General features: G+C 55.8%; 13 protein-coding genes. 10 read left to right on the forward strand and 3 right to left on the reverse strand.

All coding sequences use genetic code 11. The features are described from left to right. Positions 1 to 48 precede the first annotated feature (48 nt). Together AFIC_RS15675 and AFIC_RS15680 are read right to left on the reverse strand one after the other, a co-directional pair. On the reverse strand, positions 49 to 546 hold the full coding sequence (locus AFIC_RS15675; RefSeq protein WP_275247133.1) for a lipid-binding SYLF domain-containing protein: 498 nt from the start codon (positions 544 to 546) through the stop codon (positions 49 to 51). Between the two features lie 143 nt (positions 547 to 689). Next, positions 690 to 2483 (reverse strand): ABC transporter ATP-binding protein, encoded by a 1794-nt coding sequence (locus AFIC_RS15680; protein ID WP_275247134.1) that lies wholly within the window; start codon positions 2481 to 2483, stop codon positions 690 to 692. Positions 2484 to 2688: 205 nt separating this feature from the next. On the opposite strand from AFIC_RS15680, the gene AFIC_RS15685 reads away from it, so the two are divergent. Next, positions 2689 to 3759, forward strand: coding sequence for a glycosyltransferase family protein (locus AFIC_RS15685; protein ID WP_275247135.1), 1071 nt, complete (start codon positions 2689 to 2691; stop codon positions 3757 to 3759). Here the strand turns inward: AFIC_RS15685 and AFIC_RS15690 are convergent. Then, complete coding sequence (locus tag AFIC_RS15690) at positions 3748 to 5007, reverse strand: rhamnan synthesis F family protein (RefSeq protein WP_275247136.1); 1260 nt, start codon at positions 5005 to 5007, stop codon at positions 3748 to 3750. The two genes, AFIC_RS15685 and AFIC_RS15690, sit on opposite strands and share 12 nt — an antisense overlap. 265 nt (positions 5008 to 5272) lie before the next feature. Between AFIC_RS15690 and AFIC_RS15695 the strand changes: the two genes are divergently transcribed. The 9 genes from AFIC_RS15695 to AFIC_RS15735 all read left to right on the forward strand — a co-directional run bounded on the left by AFIC_RS15695 (position 5273) and on the right by AFIC_RS15735 (position 15527). After that, a complete protein-coding gene (locus tag AFIC_RS15695) occupies positions 5273 to 6736 on the forward strand; it encodes a UbiA family prenyltransferase (RefSeq protein WP_275247137.1) in 1464 nt (487 codons plus the stop codon). After that, entirely contained in the window at positions 6733 to 8055 is a 1323-nt protein-coding gene (locus AFIC_RS15700; RefSeq protein WP_275247138.1) for an FAD-binding oxidoreductase, read from the forward strand. Before AFIC_RS15695 ends, AFIC_RS15700 begins: the two co-directional genes overlap by 4 nt. A gap of 1 nt (position 8056) precedes the next feature. Beyond that, a complete protein-coding gene (locus AFIC_RS15705; protein WP_275247139.1) occupies positions 8057 to 8803 on the forward strand; it encodes an SDR family NAD(P)-dependent oxidoreductase in 747 nt (248 codons plus the stop codon). Next, positions 8803 to 9732 carry an NAD-dependent epimerase/dehydratase family protein gene (locus AFIC_RS15710; RefSeq protein WP_275247140.1) on the forward strand — a complete coding sequence of 310 codons (930 nt, stop codon included), beginning with the start codon at positions 8803 to 8805 and terminating at the stop codon, positions 9730 to 9732. Before AFIC_RS15705 ends, AFIC_RS15710 begins: the two co-directional genes overlap by 1 nt. A 7-nt stretch (positions 9733 to 9739) precedes the next feature. Continuing rightward, on the forward strand, positions 9740 to 11026 hold the full coding sequence (locus AFIC_RS15715) for an NAD(P)/FAD-dependent oxidoreductase (RefSeq protein ID WP_275247141.1): 1287 nt from the start codon (positions 9740 to 9742) through the stop codon (positions 11024 to 11026). 224 nt (positions 11027 to 11250) lie between these two features. Beyond that, the gene (locus tag AFIC_RS15720) at positions 11251 to 11904 is read left to right on the forward strand and encodes a class I SAM-dependent methyltransferase (protein WP_275247142.1); all 654 of its coding nucleotides are present in this window, start codon (positions 11251 to 11253) and stop codon (positions 11902 to 11904) included. After that, a complete protein-coding gene (locus tag AFIC_RS15725) occupies positions 11891 to 12340 on the forward strand; it encodes a GtrA family protein (protein WP_275247143.1) in 450 nt (149 codons plus the stop codon). The genes AFIC_RS15720 and AFIC_RS15725 overlap by 14 nt, the downstream gene beginning before the upstream one ends. Beyond that, complete coding sequence (locus AFIC_RS15730) at positions 12337 to 14265, forward strand: hypothetical protein (RefSeq protein ID WP_275247144.1); 1929 nt, start codon at positions 12337 to 12339, stop codon at positions 14263 to 14265. The genes AFIC_RS15725 and AFIC_RS15730 overlap by 4 nt, the downstream gene beginning before the upstream one ends. Next, a complete protein-coding gene (locus tag AFIC_RS15735) occupies positions 14262 to 15527 on the forward strand; it encodes a hypothetical protein (protein ID WP_275247145.1) in 1266 nt (421 codons plus the stop codon). Before AFIC_RS15730 ends, AFIC_RS15735 begins: the two co-directional genes overlap by 4 nt. Positions 15528 to 15531: the final 4 nt, after the last annotated feature.

Genomic DNA, 15531 nt, shown 5'->3' on the forward strand with positions numbered 1-15531 from the left:
TGCGTCAGGCGGTCGCGCTTACTCTTCGTTGAAGGCCACAGGCCGCTGTCATTGTTTCTGGATGGAGACGTTCATTCCACTCAGGTCGAAGTCGAACTGCAACCCGAGCTGCTTGCCCTCCAGGGTCAGAACGACGCCCTTTGCGTTGCGCATTTGAATAACCCGCACGCCCCGAACCACCGCCACACCCGCGCCGAGCGCCGTGTAGACGCCTTCGATGTCGGTTGGCTGGCGCATGTTGCGGGCGGTGCCGACGAAATCCGTCGAGGAGCCGCCGAACGTCAGCCCCGCGCTGATTCCCCCGACATGGAACGGATAGATCTGGTCGCGAAATTCCAGAATGCCGCTGCCCGTCTGCGCGCCAACGAACCACCCGGCCTTGAAGAACTTGAAGCGAACCGATCCTGTTTCCGCGTAGCTGGGCGACGATATTGCCGCGAACAAGACGGCCAGCATCGCCACCAACAAGGCGGACCGAGATCCGACCAATTTACCGATTCGGGCGCCGATCCATCCCCCAGCAAACGTGTGGCCGTCGTTCAGCATCGTGTCCCACCCAAATCGATAAAGCCATAAGCGGCGGCGCTCAGGATAAGCTGAGAGCCCAAGCTTTGGAAAGCCCCTCGCAAAACTATCAAGGGCCGGGACGAAATGTGGCCGCGATCGCCCTGCCGCGCATACAGATTATATCAAATATGACGAGATGGCCTCGCGGCCTCATCCTGCTGGAGACGGAAGAAGGCGGCATAGCGCCCGCCCTTACGAAGAAGGTCGCCATGAACGCCGGATTCGACGATCTCGCCATCCTCCACCACTAAAATCTGATCGGCATGCATGATCGTGTGAAGGCGGTGCGCAATGACGATTGTCGTGCGATCCCTGCATAAACGCGCGATCGCCTCCTGCACGAACTTTTCCGATTCCGAATCGAGGGCCGCCGTTGCTTCATCGAGCAGAATGATCGGAGCATCCTTGATCAGGGCTCGGGCGATCGCGACCCGCTGGCGCTGCCCCCCGGACAATTGAGTGCCATGTTCCCCAACCGGGGTGTCGTAGCCTTGAGGAAAACCAACGATGAAATCGTGCGCAAAGGCGGCACGGGCCGCCGCAACGATCTCTTCCTCGGTCGCATGAAGTTTGCCGAACGCGATATTCTCACGGATGGAGCCACGGAAGAGATAGACATCCTGCCCGACATAAGCCGTCTGCCGGCGCAGCGAGACACGCGAGCAATCCGAGATCTGCTGGCCGTCGATCACCACCGCTCCTTCCCCGACCTCGTAAAATCGCAGGAGAAGCGACAGGATCGTTGACTTTCCGCCGCCGGAAGGGCCAACCAGCGCCGTCACCTTGCCGGGGGGGCCGATGAAATTCATCGACTTGAGTACGGGCTGCTCGGGACGATAGGCAAACGTCACGTCGCGAAATTCGACCTGCGCATGCGTGAGTTTCAAGGCCGGCTTGTTGCTGTCATCCGGCTCGGAAGCCGGACTATCGACGATTTCAAGCAGCATACGCGCGCCGATCAGCATGCCGCTTAGATCGATATTGACCCGCGCCAGACGCTTCGCAGGTTCATAGGCAAGCAGAAACGCCGTGATGAACGATACGAACTGCCCAGGCGCCGCATTGGTCCCGATGACGCGATAGCCGCCATACATCAACGCACCGGCGATGGCGATACCGCCCAGCATTTCCATCAGGGGGGCGGAGCGATTGGAAACGACAGCCATCTTGTTGGCATGGGCCTCGACTTCAGCAACGCTCCGATCGACGCGCGCCTGCATCGTGCCTTCGAGCGTGAATGCCTTGACCGTGCGTATCCCCTGCAAGGATTCCTGCACGGCTTCCATAATCGTCGCGGCGCTGAGGAACTGGCTTGCGGCAAGGCTTTTCACCCTGCGCACGATCTTGCGCACGAACAGAAACATCGGCGGCGCGACGACCAGACTGAGCAAAGACAATAACGGATCCTGCGATACCATCACGGCAACAAGGCCGACCAGGGTCAGGAAGTCCTTGCCGACGGTGGTCATAATCAGCGACAGCACCTGGGTGATCGAGGCCGCGCCTGCGGACAGACGATTCAAATAGTCGGACGAATGCGATTGCGCGTAAAAACCGATGCTTTCCTGCATCATTTTCGCAAAGAGCCTGCGCTGGTTGTTGGCGAGGATGGCATTGCTGATCCGCGACAACATGACAGCCTGAAAATAGGTGGCCACGCCTTTGGCGGTAAAGAGTCCGACGATCATCATCGACACGATCATGATGCCGTTGATGCTGCGATAGACATAGGCCTGATTGATGACTTTGCCGAACAGATATGCAGACCCGGCGCTGGCGGCGGCCCCGATAGCCATCAGAAAAAACACGATCAGATAACGCCGCCAGTAAAGTGCGCCCTGTTCCGCAACCAGCCTCTTGATAAGCTGAAACGAACCGTAGGGATCGTCGGTGATCTTCCGGGAAGGCGAAGGCATATATTATCCAGGCGGCAAACAGTCCGCGCCTGATTGCCCACTATGAACTCCATTTTCAAGTCGAAAACCAAACCCTTGAAGCTCAAAGGCCGGTTTCCCCGAAAGCAGGAGCGATCCTAATTCAGGGAGGCCGACCTGTTCCTTTCTATTGCGGCATCCTATGATGGCGATGCCATCAAAGAGATGTGATCCCAAAAGCCAGAGCATGATGCTTTTTTCTCATTCCCGCTTTCAATATCAGCCGAGTTCCGAGCCTCTCGTTTTGGCGCTTTCATCGGATATCGAACTTGGCGAGATTCGCATCAGGCCCTTTCTTGCAGCCCTACTTGCGCGCGGTGTGATCGCGGGCTTCCAGATGGCCGACCGCAAAATGCATTCGCTGGGATGGCACAAGGATTTTTCCTTTAGCCACATCTGGTGCCACCGCAACGTATCGACGGCGCAATATCGATTTTTGCGAAAAAACCAGAATGTTCCGGTCGTCTACGACCTCGACGATCTGATGACCGCCACGCCGGACTTCGTCAAAGCGAGACCGCGCAACGTCGCGCGCATTCGCTGGTGCCTTGAACATGCGCAAACGGTGACAACCTCGACCGATGTCCTGCGAGGCCATTTGCTTCAGCAGATCCCTTCGCCAAAATCGGTCATCACCCTCAAGAACGGATATTCCGGTCACGCAACGCCAATCCCTCTGCCAATCACGCCACAGAAGCGAATTGTATGGACCTCGGGTGACCACCCCTTCGTGACGCGCGATAATCCGGAATTCACAGCCCGGCTCGCGGACATCGCGAACCGCCATGGCTATGAAATGGTCATCATCGGACGCTTCGACCCGGCTCTTGGCAAGCTCTTCAAATTGTCCCGATACATCCAGCGACTCGACTTCAACTCTTATCGGGAAATTCTGCCATATTTCGCGGGCGCCATCGGGCTGGCCCCGTTGCCGTCGGGGCTTTCGCCGCACAACCAGCAATTCTTCGATGCGAAGTCCGATATCAAGCTGCTCGACTATCTTGCCAGCGGGCTCGTGCCGGTCTGCACCAGCACACCGCCCTACACCCGGTCCGAGCTCTATATTCCGGAACTCGCCGCTGAAAACCCGGATGCCCTTCTCGACAGACTGGAAAGCTGCATCGTCAGCCACGCGAGCTGGATCGAGCGGATAGATGATAAATTCTATGCAACCGATGTCATGACGCAGCGGCAGTTCGGACCGCTGTCGCGAGCTTTGGACAGCATCTTTCCCGCGCGATCAGAATCAATCGGATAATGGCTTCGCCGGCGGCCATGCCGTTTCTTCGATCGTCATGGGAGGGCGGGCCAACCCCGGCAACGCTCCGAATATCCGCTCCAGCGCATGCTGAAGGGTGCCATCGGTTTGCCCGGACTCCACGGGGAAGTCATCCTGAGAAAGATTCAACGGCTTCAACAGATCAAGCAATTCACGACGAATCCAGAACATCGTTCCCGCGAAAAAGTCAGGCTTGAAACGATCTTCCGGACAACCCAGCCGTTTTATAAGCTCGAGCGTCAGCTTTTCGTTTTGCGGCCATGTTTCCGGAAAATTTCCTCGAAAATGGGATGAGCCAACCAGACCCAATTCGGGCTGGCTTACAAACCTCCGGAGAATGGCCCCGACCAGTTCTTCCGAGCCGACCAGATCATTCAAAAGCAACCGGCGCCAAACATCACCGAAAACCGCTTGCGGTCCCAGTGACATTGTTTTCTTCCCGTGCAGCTTGCAGATCAGTTCGAAACCGTCGAGATGACCCTCTCGCAAGAGCTGAATGAAAGGCCCGACGTCGCGGCCGCGATTGGGATAGACCAGCACCTTGGCATCGCGGAACTGCCCGGAAATCCGCTCGACCAAAACAGGATTTGGCTCGGTCAATGTCACGACCAAATTAAATGGAATCGTCAGACGCCGAAGCCGCGTCTCGAAATCCGGCCAAACATCGCAATAATGCAAATGGACGACAATTCCGGTCGCGATGTTGCCATCTGGTTGCAGCGTCTTCGAGAAGACAGGATGCTCAACGACTTCGTATCCCAGCGTCCGCTGTAAAGCGGGGCTAGAGACTCCAACCCTCCAATGCGCAAGGGTCCTCATAGCGCGCGACATTTCAAGACCCTTAACTCCATATGCATGGAAAAGGGGGAGTATCGTCAAACCATCATCCGCATAGCGATTGAAGCGATGAAACCGGAAAAGCCGTAGCGCCTTTAAAAAATCCCCCGGATGAGTCCTCCTGAAAGAGGTCAGTTCGGCTTCCTGATCCAGAACGTACAAATCCGTGTCCCGCCCGGAAGACTTCATGAGGTATTCTGTTTCGGGAAGAGCGGGAATGAATAACGGATGCGAGGCGGTATCCGTCTTCCAAACCCGGATAAACGGTTGCGAATCCACCTTGCGCGACAACCGCAAATAATAAAACCGGTCCTTCGAAAGGCTCAGCTTGCGCCACGCGGTCCCCGAACTCGTCATCACTTTCTCCAACGACCCGTGAAGACCGGTCATATCAATTTCAACCACTGGCGATATGCCGCGAATGCCACCCGCTGGATTCCCGCAACACTCAGATCGTCAAATGGGGAGCCATCAGATCCCCGATGATGATAGGCCGGAGCGGCATGATCGCCCACTCAATTAAGAGTGGCGGGCTTCCGGTCTGCTGCGCGGGTCCCCACTAATACCTTGTAGATTAAGGATAAATCATCACCTATTATATGTCCCGCCGCCAAATGGTAGAAGGCCAGCCAGCCTCCTGAACGCAAGACCGCGAATGAACCAAACCTCTATTCATACTGCCTCCTATCAGCAAGCGATCCTGCCGATAGTTGTCGATCTCGATCACACCTATCTTAAGGTCGATTCATTATATGAATTGTTCGCGACCGCTCTCTTTTCCAAACCCGTCCAGACGCTTCGATCCTTATTCCAGCTGACGCGCGGAATAGCCGCCTTCAAATGCAGGCTCGTGGAAATCGCCAAGCTGGACTCGGCATCTCTGCCGGTTCATCGCGAACTGATCTCCTATCTCGAAGAACAATCTGCGCTGGGCCGCGACATTCACCTCGCCACGGCTGCACACATTTCGATCGCCCGCAATGTCGCGTCCGAGAAAACATTATTCAAATCCATATACGGTACCGGCCCCGACATGAATCTGAAAGGCGCAGCCAAGGCCCGACAGTTGATGGAGGCCTTTCCTGATGGCTTCGTCTATGCGGGCGACAGCACTTCCGATATCCCGGTCTGGCGGGAGGCCCGCGCTGCTATCGTCGTTGCCCCCAATCGAAAGCTGGCCAACCATCTTCAGGCCTCGGGAATCCGTATCGAGCAGAGCTTCATCGAAGCGCCGTCCCTGCTTTCATCATGGTGGCGGGCGTTCCGGCCTCATCAATGGGCAAAGAACCTCCTTATCTTCGTGCCCCTCATTCTCGGCGCGCCGGAAGTCACCTTAACGGGCCTGCTCACGACCTTCGTCTTCATGCTGCTGCTGTGCGGGGTTGCCTCCCTCACCTATGTCGTGAACGACATCGCCGATGTCACATCGGATCGCAAACACTGGTCGAAACGGCGCCGTCCTTTTGCGAGCGGCGCGATTCCAATTCGCGACGGATTGATCGTTGCAAGTTTCGGATTGCCCATTCTCCTTCTGACCGGCTTGTTGATCTCCCCGCCGGCCGCCTTGTGCCTGATTTGTTATACGGCGATCACGCTCGGTTATTCGTTTGGCTGGAAACGCGTTCCGCTGTTCGACACTTTCCTGATAGCCCTGCTCTTCACCATCCGGGTTCTCATGGGGACCATAACCGCGTCCCTCATCACCTCCGTTTGGCTGTTGGTCTTCTCGATGTTTTTCTTCTTCTCCATGGCTCTGGCCAAGCGCCATACGGAAATCCTCCGGGCCGCCGAGCACGGGCTCGATCACATCAATGGCAGGGGATATCGAACCGACGACGCCGTCCTGACGCTTGTCATGGGTCTCAGCTCATCGATGGCCGCCATCGTCCTCGTCGTGATTTATATGGTCGAGGAGGTCTTCACACGCAGGATGATCTACGCCGAGCCGATCTGGTTATGGATCACGCCGATGGCCATCTTTCTGTTTGTGTGCCGAATATGGATATTATCGCATCGCGGGCGCATGACGGACGATCCCGTTGCATTCGCCTTGCGTGATCGAATCTGCCTCGCTCTCGGCGCGTGCGTGGTCGCCGCAATCGCATTGGCGATTTCATGAGCTTCGTGCGCCGCGCCGATATTGTTTCGTGGGGCCGCACCCCCCGGATAGAGGCGCGCGTGGCATCTCCGTCGTTCAGGGACGAGCTCGGCAGCCTTGTCCGCGAAGGCAATCAGGATTCCCATCGCACCATGGCATTCGGCCTGCGCCGATCCTACGGGGACAGTTGCCTCAACGAACATGGGTCCATGATCGATATGACCGGAGTGAACCGGTTCATTCATTTCGATCGCCAGACCGGCCGCCTCGTTGCGGAAGCGGGTGCAAGTTTCGACGACATCCTGAAATTGATTGTCCCGGCCGGCTTTTTTCTTCCCGTCACGCCCGGCACAAAATTTGTCACGCTCGGCGGCGCCATCGCCAACGACGTTCACGGGAAAAATCATCACAGCGCGGGGACCATCGGGCGCTGGGTGCGCCAACTTCAGCTTTTGCGAAGCGACGGCACCCTACATGCCCTGACCCCGGATGATCCGACAGGGCTGTTCGACGCAACCATCGGGGGCCTCGGTTTGACAGGCCTGATCGTCTCGGCCGAGCTGGAGCTTATTCCCATCGCCAGCACCGATCTGGATACAGAGGTCATTCGGTTCGGAAGCGTCGGAGAGTTTCTGAAATTGTCCGCCGAAAGCGAGCATGCCTATACGTACACCGTGGCCTGGGTGGATTGTCTGGGAATGCGGGGCCGCATCGGGCAAGGTATTTTCACGCGCGCGCGGCACAGCGACATCGGGCCGCTGAAAGTCCATGCTCCGGGCCGCCTGACGATACCCGTGGAAGCTCCGGGTTTTTGTCTCAACCGCTATTCGCTATTCGCATTCAACACCGCCTACCGCTTTGCGGCCGGCTTGAAGCATCGGAAAACGACTCATTATGAACCGTTTTTCTATCCGCTCGATGCGATCGGACAATGGAACCTGCTTTATGGGCGCAAGGGCTTCTTTCAGTACCAGTGCGTGGTGCCATCCTCCGAAGCCGAATCGGCCCTGACCGAGATGTTGCAGGCGATTGCGGCAAGCGGCGAAGGATCCTTTCTGTCCGTCCTCAAGACATTTGGAAACGTGGCATCCCCCGGCTTGCTGTCTTTTCCCATGGAGGGCGCAACCCTGGCGATGGATTTCCCAAATCGGGCAACGACGTCCACCCTCTTCAACAGATTGGACGATATCGTTCGAAGCGCGGGCGGAAGACTCTACCCGGCCAAGGATGGCCGGATTTCCGCGGACATGTATAAGACGGGATATCCGAATCTGGAGCGATTCACATCGCACATGGATCCCGGTTTTTCGTCCTCGTTCAGCCGCCGGGTGGGCCTCTGATATGTCTCCTTCAATCAAAGTTCTCATTCTGGGCGCGGCATCCGGTATCGCCGAAGCGACGGCGCGGCTGTATGCGAAGGAAGGAGCAATTATTGGCCTGGCGGGCCGGAATAGCGGGCGGCTCAATCAAATCGCCGACGACCTCAAAACACGAGGCGCGGGACGCGTCGAGATATTCGAAGCGGACTTTCTGACAGCCGATCCAGCCTCGACACTGGCACACGCCAGAGAGACGCTGGGCGGACTGGATCACATCCTGCTCGCCTACGGTGTGCTCGGAGACCAATCCGGAGCCGAACAATCTCCTGAAGCAGCCCGCAGCATTATCGACGTCAATTTCACATCCGCCGCGGCATGGTCCCTCGCCGCCGCCTCGCTGCTGGAGCGGCAGGGTAAGGGCTCTCTCGTCGTCCTTGGCTCGGTGGCCGGCGATCGCGGCCGCCGCTCGAATTACATATATGGAGCGGCCAAGGGCGGCCTCGGCATTCTCCTTCAAGGCATCAGCCATCGTTTTGCCGGCAAGGGACCACGCGCAGTCATCGTCAAGCCGGGACCGACCGACACGGCCATGACGAAGGCCATGACCAAGGGAGGCCCGCTTTGGGCGTCTCCGGATGCTGTCGCTAAAATCGTGCGAAGGGCTGCCGACCATGGAGGGCCCGTTGTTTATGCGCCGGCGCGCTGGCGGTTGATCATGCTGATCATCCGCGCCGTTCCGTCCGCCATCTTCAACAAGATAAACTTCTGATGCGCAAGATCATAGTGACTGGCGCGGCTGGCCTTGTCGGGCAGAATCTCGTCGCGCGCCTGAAATCGCGCGCGGATATCGAACTTATCGGCATCGACAAGCATGCCGAAAATTCGCGCCTGTTCCGCGAAATCCATCCCTCTGTCCAATTGATGGAAGCCGACCTGTCGCAGGCAGGCCCCTGGCAGGAATGTTTCGCAGGCGCCGACACGGTCGTCGTCAATCAGGCGCAAATCGGCGGCCTTCAATACGGCGAATTCGAATCGAACAATATTCTGGCGACCAGAAACATTCTCGACGCAGCCAGCAAGCATGACGTCGGCTATTTCATCGGCATATCGTCGTCAGTCGTCAATTCGCAGGCTTCCGATTTTTATACGCGATCGAAAACCCTTCAGGAAGCAATCTACGCCGAAAGCGCGATCCCTCATGTCATTCTTCGTCCGACCCTGATGTTCGGCTGGTTCGACCGCAAGCATCTCGGCTGGCTGCGCCGCTTCATGGACCGCGTTCCCCTGTTTCCGATTCCGGGAAACGGGCAATTCATTCGTCAGCCTCTTTATGTCGGCGACTTTGTTTCGATTATCGTATCCTCGATCATGAGCCGGAAGACCGGCACCTTCGACATATCGGGCCTCGAGCAAATCTCCTACGACGATCTCATCAGGACAATCCATGACGTCGTGAAGCCAAAAGCCCGGATCGTTCACATCCCATACCGGCTCTTCTGGATCCTGCTGTGGCTCTATGCCCGCCTTGACAGGAATCCGCCCTTCACCACGAAACAACTGGAAGCGCTGGTCATTCCCGAAACCTTTCCCGTGACCGATTGGCCGGCGCAATTTACTGTAACTCCGACGCCGTTGCGGGATGCTCTTGCTCACACCTTCCTCGACCCCGAGCATTCGCCCATCACTCTGTCGTTCTAGGTGACGTATGAGCCATATTGTCGTGCTGGGCGCGGGCCCGATGGGATTGGCGGCAGCCCAGCGGGCCGTCACGCTCGGGCATCAGGTCGATTTGCTGGAAGCCGGCAGCGAAGTCGGAGGCATGGCCGCTCACTTCGACTTTTCCGGCGTTTCAATCGAGCGATTCTACCATTTCATCTGCAAATCGGATCAACCGACGTTCGACCTGATGAAAGAACTCGGCATCTTCGACAAGATGCGCTGGGTCAACACATCCATGGCTTATTACACCCATGGCAAGGTTCACAAATGGGGCGATCCCGTATCGTTGCTGCGATACCCCCACCTTACCCTCATCGAGAAACTGCGCACCGGATGGCAGATGTTCCTGACGACGAAATCCAGGAATTTTGCCGCGATCGAACATCTGACCTCGCGAGAATGGATCGAGCACGGCTCCGGCAAATCGGTTTACGCCAAACTCTGGAAACGGCTTCAGGAGCTGAAGTTCTATGAGATGGCCGATGAAGTTTCCGCATCATGGATAGCCACTCGCATCAAGCGCATCGGGAATTCCAGAAAATCCATCTTTCAGGAACAACTCGGATACATTGATGGCGGATCGAAAACGCTGATGGATGAAATCGCCAATGACATTCAACGCAAGGGCGGGCGAATCCATCTTCGGGCTCAAGCCGAGCGCGTTCACATCGAAGACGGCCGCGTCACAGGCGTTCTCGCTGCGGGCACAAATTATCCAGCGGACGCAGTCATCTCCACGATACCGATCCCCCTCATCAACGACATTATCCCCGACCTGCCTCGGGATTTGCAGGACAGATACGCATCCATCCGCAACATCGGAGCCATTTGCGTTCTATTCAAACTGAGAAAGTCGGTCACGCCGCACTTCTGGCTCAACATCGTCGATGAGAGCATGGACATTCCCGGCCTGATCGAGTTCTCCAACCTGCGGCCGGTTGGTTCAACGATCATCTATGCGCCCTATTACATGCCGACCACGCAGCCCAAGTGGAAATGGGGAGACCGTCAATTCATCGACCAGGTGAAGAGTTACATCAAACGCATCAATCCCTCGATCACCGATGACGATATTCTGGATACGAAAGTCGCGCGCCTGCGCTACGCGCAGCCGATTTGCGAGCCCTATTTCCTCAACAAGATTCCGCCGGTCCAAACACCCGTTTGCGGCCTGCAAATCGCGGATACCTGCTTCTACTATCCGGAGGATCGAGGCGTGGCCGAAAGCATCAGGCTCGGGCGCCGGATGGCCGAATCCGTGCTCCCTTCCTGACGTGGAATCCCGATCGGCAGCTCCGCGATAAGGTTTGATGGCGAGCGCAGACTCTCTACGAGACATGAAGACACATCATCTGCTACAGAAATGCGCAGCTGGCAGCACCTTGAGGCATGCCGCATGGGTGTTAAGCTATCGTATCCCCGGCACAAGAAGTCATTCTTGCAGGCCAGCATGACGGCCGCCGCCATCAGCCACAATCGAGACCAATAGACCGCTCCATGAACGACCTGGCCAGCATTTACAAAGCGCGATTCGCCAACACGGGACTCGAAAAACGAACCCGCGTATGGAACGTGCTTTGCAGCCAGTTCTTCCAGAGTTACGTCCCGCGGTCTTCTTCAATCCTTGATCTTGCATGCGGCTACGGCGAGTTCATCAATAACATCGAAGCCTCGAAAAAATATGCCGTAGACCTCAATCCGGATGCGCCGAAATTTCTCGGACCGGACATAGGCTTTCGGCTCACCCCCGCCCACGACCTGTCTCACTTCGCGGATGATAGCCTGGACCGCGTCTTTACCTCGAACTTCCTCGAACATCTTCCCGACAAGGCTGCGTGTGACGCCGTGCTTCGGGAGGTCCGGCGCGTTTTAAAACCCGGTGGACAGTTCATGATTCTTGGGCCCAATATTCGCTATGCGTATCGCGAGTATTGGGATTATTACGATCATTATTTGCCGCTATCCCACCTGTCGTTAGCCGAAGGCCTGATGTTGGCAGGCTACAGGCCGAAGACCGTACTTGATCGCTTTCTGCCATACACAATGAATAACGCCGCGCCGACGGCAGACTGGATTATCCATTTGTATCTTCGGCTGCCATTTGCGTGGAAAATATTCGGCAAGCAATTCTTTGTAGTTGCGGAAAAATGACGAGCTCGGCTGCCACCCCGGTGATACCGTGAGATATCAATTCGCCCGCTTCATACTTGTTGGAGCCATCGCCGCGGCAGCCAATATCGGAAGCCGCGTCTTTTTTTCTCAATTCATCAGCTTCAAATACGCGATCGTGCTGGCCTATTTTGTCGGCATGACGATGGCGTTCTCCTTGTCCCGTCATTTCGTATTTGAGGGCTCCGATAGCCGGATTGAGGGCCAGATCGCGCGCTTTGGCATCGTCAATCTCGTCGCGCTTGTGCAAATCTGGATCATCAGCATCGGCCTTGCCGATTATGTGTTTCCGCTCATCGGATTCACATGGCGCCCTGAATTCGTCGCTCACACCATCGGAGTTCTCAGCCCCGTGGTGACAAGTTATCTGGGCCACAAACATTTTACGTTTCGAAAATCATTCGGCAGGAACGCATGACTGAAATCGCCGCATCCAAACCATGGCATGATGGGCGTTTTGCAAAAATTCTTCTGCTCGCCATAGCCCCCATCGCGGCACTGGCATCGACCAAACCGACGAACTTTAATATGCCCGGCCTCGGCCTCGATCCATCCTGGACCGCCGCGGCGCTTTATGCGACTCGCCAGAAATTATCCTTTGGTTCGGAATTCGTATTCACGTCCGGGCCGCTTTCGCCACTCTACACGCGATTATTTCCTCTCGACGCCGCGCCATTGGTGCTTGTCATCAGCCTCCTGTGGGCTGCGGTTTTTGCGCGGCTGCTTTATCAAACAGCTCTCGGCTTTCAAAACACAAACGGGCGGCTTTTCTATCTGTATATTCTCCTGCTCGGACTCGCTGCACCGGTTATGCTTTCTGACGGAGTCACGCTGTTTGTAATGTACGGCGCCAGTGTTCTTTATCTCCGGAAGAAAATTGGACCTGCATCCCTCACGCTTGCCATTTGCGTCACGGCGGCATTCTGTGCAGCGAAATTCTCTTTCCTCGTCTTTGCATTACCCGCCTGCCTTATTCTTGATGCAGCTTCCCTGCCGAGGAAAGAACCTCCCTACAAATCGGGACTGCTTCTCCTGAGCATGTTCGCGCTGTTCGTCGCTTGCGGCCAATCGCCCTTCTCTTTTCCCGGCTACGTCAAAGCTTCCCTTGAGGTCGCGGCCGGCTATTCGCCAGCGATGAGTATCGGAACAAGGGGCGTCGAACTTCTACTTTGGCTCATTACCGCAACGGGCCTCATATATCTTTCACTCAGAAACGAACTGACGATACAAGCGATCCTCGAGTGCCTTCTCCTGTGCGGTTATCTACTCGTCCTGCTCAAGGCCGGGTTCGTCCGCAACGACGGCCATACCCTGATCGCATGGACTGGAATATTTCTCGCAATTCCGCTGATCCTCTCTGCGGCGCAAGAAACGTCGCTTCACCGCGGGCGAATAGCTTTTTCGATGATGCTATGCGTCTTTTTTCTTTTCAAAATTAGCGGCGTTAGTCTGCGAACATTCGATCCATTTCGGCCTGTAAAAGATGCAGCATCGCAAAGCGCCGCCGTCTTCAGGATAGCTCTGCATCCACGGGCCTGGGTGGATGGAATGACAAACAGCTTTCGACAGGCCGAGCGAACGAACGCTCACGAATCCTCCCTTCCATCCGTCAACGGCCCGGTGGACATAATCCCCTCCCGTCAGAGCGAGGTTATTGCAAAAAAACTCGACTACCGCCCGCGCCCCACGGTGCAGGAGTATTCGACCTATTCCGCCAGCCTCATCCGGAGGAACCGCGAATTTTACGAATCCACGCGCGCACCGGAATTTATTCTGTTCGCTCCGGGCTCGATTGATGGCCGGCATCCCGCCTCAGCGGAAGGCGCATTGTGGCCGCTCTTTTTACGAAACTATGAACTTGTCGCCAGCACGGAGGATATCGTCACACTTCAAAAACGAAATGCCAGCCTGAAAGAAATTCTGCAAAAGCCGATTTTAATACAATCGACGATAGAGAAGCCCGTAAGTGTACCCGCTTCTCCTTCTGCCCTCTTCGTCAAAATCAATGTAGAATATTCCCTGGTTGGCAAGATCCTCGCGATCCTGTTCAAGCCGCCACTCGTGCGCCTGAAGGTTATTTATCAAGACGGAGGGTCTCAAGGCTATCGCCTGATCCCGGAAATGGCGCGGCAAGGCGCCGTTCTGGTCCCTACTGTTACGACGGCGGAGGATTTCCGCAAGTTTTGTACAAATTCGCATCTCGACGAGTTGAAGCGCCCAAAGACTCTCCAACTCGACATTGGAAAGATCGGGCGCTGGGCCTATCAAAATACTGTTTCGTTTTCTTTTGCAGGGCTTGATCTGGATTCAATTTCAAACGCTAGCGAAACGCATCCCAAGTGACACCGAAAATCTTTTCTGAACAAATTTCCGATCGAGGCGTTTGGGCATTCCCGCTTCTATTCGTCATCCTTGCCTTTGTAAAAGCCCCTACGCTTTTTATCGATCCGCGGTTTTGGGCAGAGGAAGGATCAAGGTTTTTCCAGCCATTTTGGACAAAGCATTTTATTGAATGCATCCTGACGATCTACATCGGCAGTTATCAATTCCTGACAAACCTATCCGTCTTTTTGGCAACGCTGCTACCGCTCAAATACGCGCCCGCGGTCACAACCTATTTAGCCTTGGCACTTCATTCACTTGTCGCATTCCAAATCGGCCTTTTCGCAAAGGAGCATGGCATACGGCTTGGTGTTGGCTTTTTGCTGATAATCGCATGGGCCTTCCTCCCGGCGACCTACGAAGTCTGGCTCACCTCCACCAACCTTCAGTGGCTAACCGGCGTATCCATGTTGCTCGTGCTCTGCATGCCAAGCTCGGCACTCGATCGGGGGCGACCGACGTATCTTATCTGGACAGCGCTATGCGCCGTATCCGGCGTACCCGCCACAATATTGGCGCCGCTCTTCGTTGGAAGATCTCTGGTCGAAAAAAACAAAACACTATTGTGGATCGGCCTGCTTCTTACAGCAGGCGCGCTCCTTCAACTGACGATCATCACCCACAGCACGATAACCGGCAGAAGCTTCGATTTCGATGTTGTTGGGCTGTCTATGTCTATCGCACTCCAGACGATTCTGGTCTCATTTTTGGGTATTTCCGCGACAGACAGCCTTGCCAATAATATCAAATCGGCACTCCCCGACATTGCGGTCGTGACGTATCCAATCTTTCTCGCCGCAATTCTTATCGGCGCAACAGCTTTCTATCTCGCATGGAGAAGCCCGCATCGATCGATCGCGGCTTATATCGCAGCCGCTGCCATTGTTGTTTCCGTCGTACAGGTTTTCGGAGCCCTTGGAAATTCATGGATCATGGTTTCGGGCATGGGCGGAGCCCGGTATTTCCTGCTTGGCCAAATCGCGCTCAGTCTCTTGCTCGCACTCGGAACGACGTCCCCAAATCTTCACCTGAAGCGACTGGCTACAATTTTACTTGTTGCGATGTGCCTGGTCCATGTGACCGAGAGAATCGCGAAATCAAAATCGTTCCGTTCAGCTCTCACTGGACCATCCTGGCAACAGCAAATCGACCACTGTCCGTCTGATCATGCCTGCCGTATCGATATCTGGCCAAGAGGCTGGCACATAGACATCATGACCTGATGCA

Source organism: [Pseudomonas] carboxydohydrogena, from assembly GCF_029030725.1.
Lineage (GTDB): Bacteria > Pseudomonadota > Alphaproteobacteria > Rhizobiales > Xanthobacteraceae > Afipia > Afipia carboxydohydrogena.

What these genes read in the sequence shown, in the direction of transcription:
- AFIC_RS15675 (WP_275247133.1), bottom strand. Translation starts at nt 546, where the DNA reads ATGCTGAACGACGGCCACACGTTTGCTGGGGGATGGATCGGCGCCCGA.
- AFIC_RS15680 (WP_275247134.1), bottom strand. Translation starts at nt 2,483, where the DNA reads ATGCCTTCGCCTTCCCGGAAGATCACCGACGATCCCTACGGTTCGTTT.
- AFIC_RS15685 (WP_275247135.1), top strand. Translation starts at nt 2,689, where the DNA reads ATGATGCTTTTTTCTCATTCCCGCTTTCAATATCAGCCGAGTTCCGAG.
- AFIC_RS15690 (WP_275247136.1), bottom strand. Translation starts at nt 5,007, where the DNA reads ATGACCGGTCTTCACGGGTCGTTGGAGAAAGTGATGACGAGTTCGGGG.
- AFIC_RS15695 (WP_275247137.1), top strand. Translation starts at nt 5,273, where the DNA reads ATGAACCAAACCTCTATTCATACTGCCTCCTATCAGCAAGCGATCCTG.
- AFIC_RS15700 (WP_275247138.1), top strand. Translation starts at nt 6,733, where the DNA reads ATGAGCTTCGTGCGCCGCGCCGATATTGTTTCGTGGGGCCGCACCCCC.
- AFIC_RS15705 (WP_275247139.1), top strand. Translation starts at nt 8,057, where the DNA reads ATGTCTCCTTCAATCAAAGTTCTCATTCTGGGCGCGGCATCCGGTATC.
- AFIC_RS15710 (WP_275247140.1), top strand. Translation starts at nt 8,803, where the DNA reads ATGCGCAAGATCATAGTGACTGGCGCGGCTGGCCTTGTCGGGCAGAAT.
- AFIC_RS15715 (WP_275247141.1), top strand. Translation starts at nt 9,740, where the DNA reads ATGAGCCATATTGTCGTGCTGGGCGCGGGCCCGATGGGATTGGCGGCA.
- AFIC_RS15720 (WP_275247142.1), top strand. Translation starts at nt 11,251, where the DNA reads ATGAACGACCTGGCCAGCATTTACAAAGCGCGATTCGCCAACACGGGA.
- AFIC_RS15730 (WP_275247144.1), top strand. Translation starts at nt 12,337, where the DNA reads ATGACTGAAATCGCCGCATCCAAACCATGGCATGATGGGCGTTTTGCA.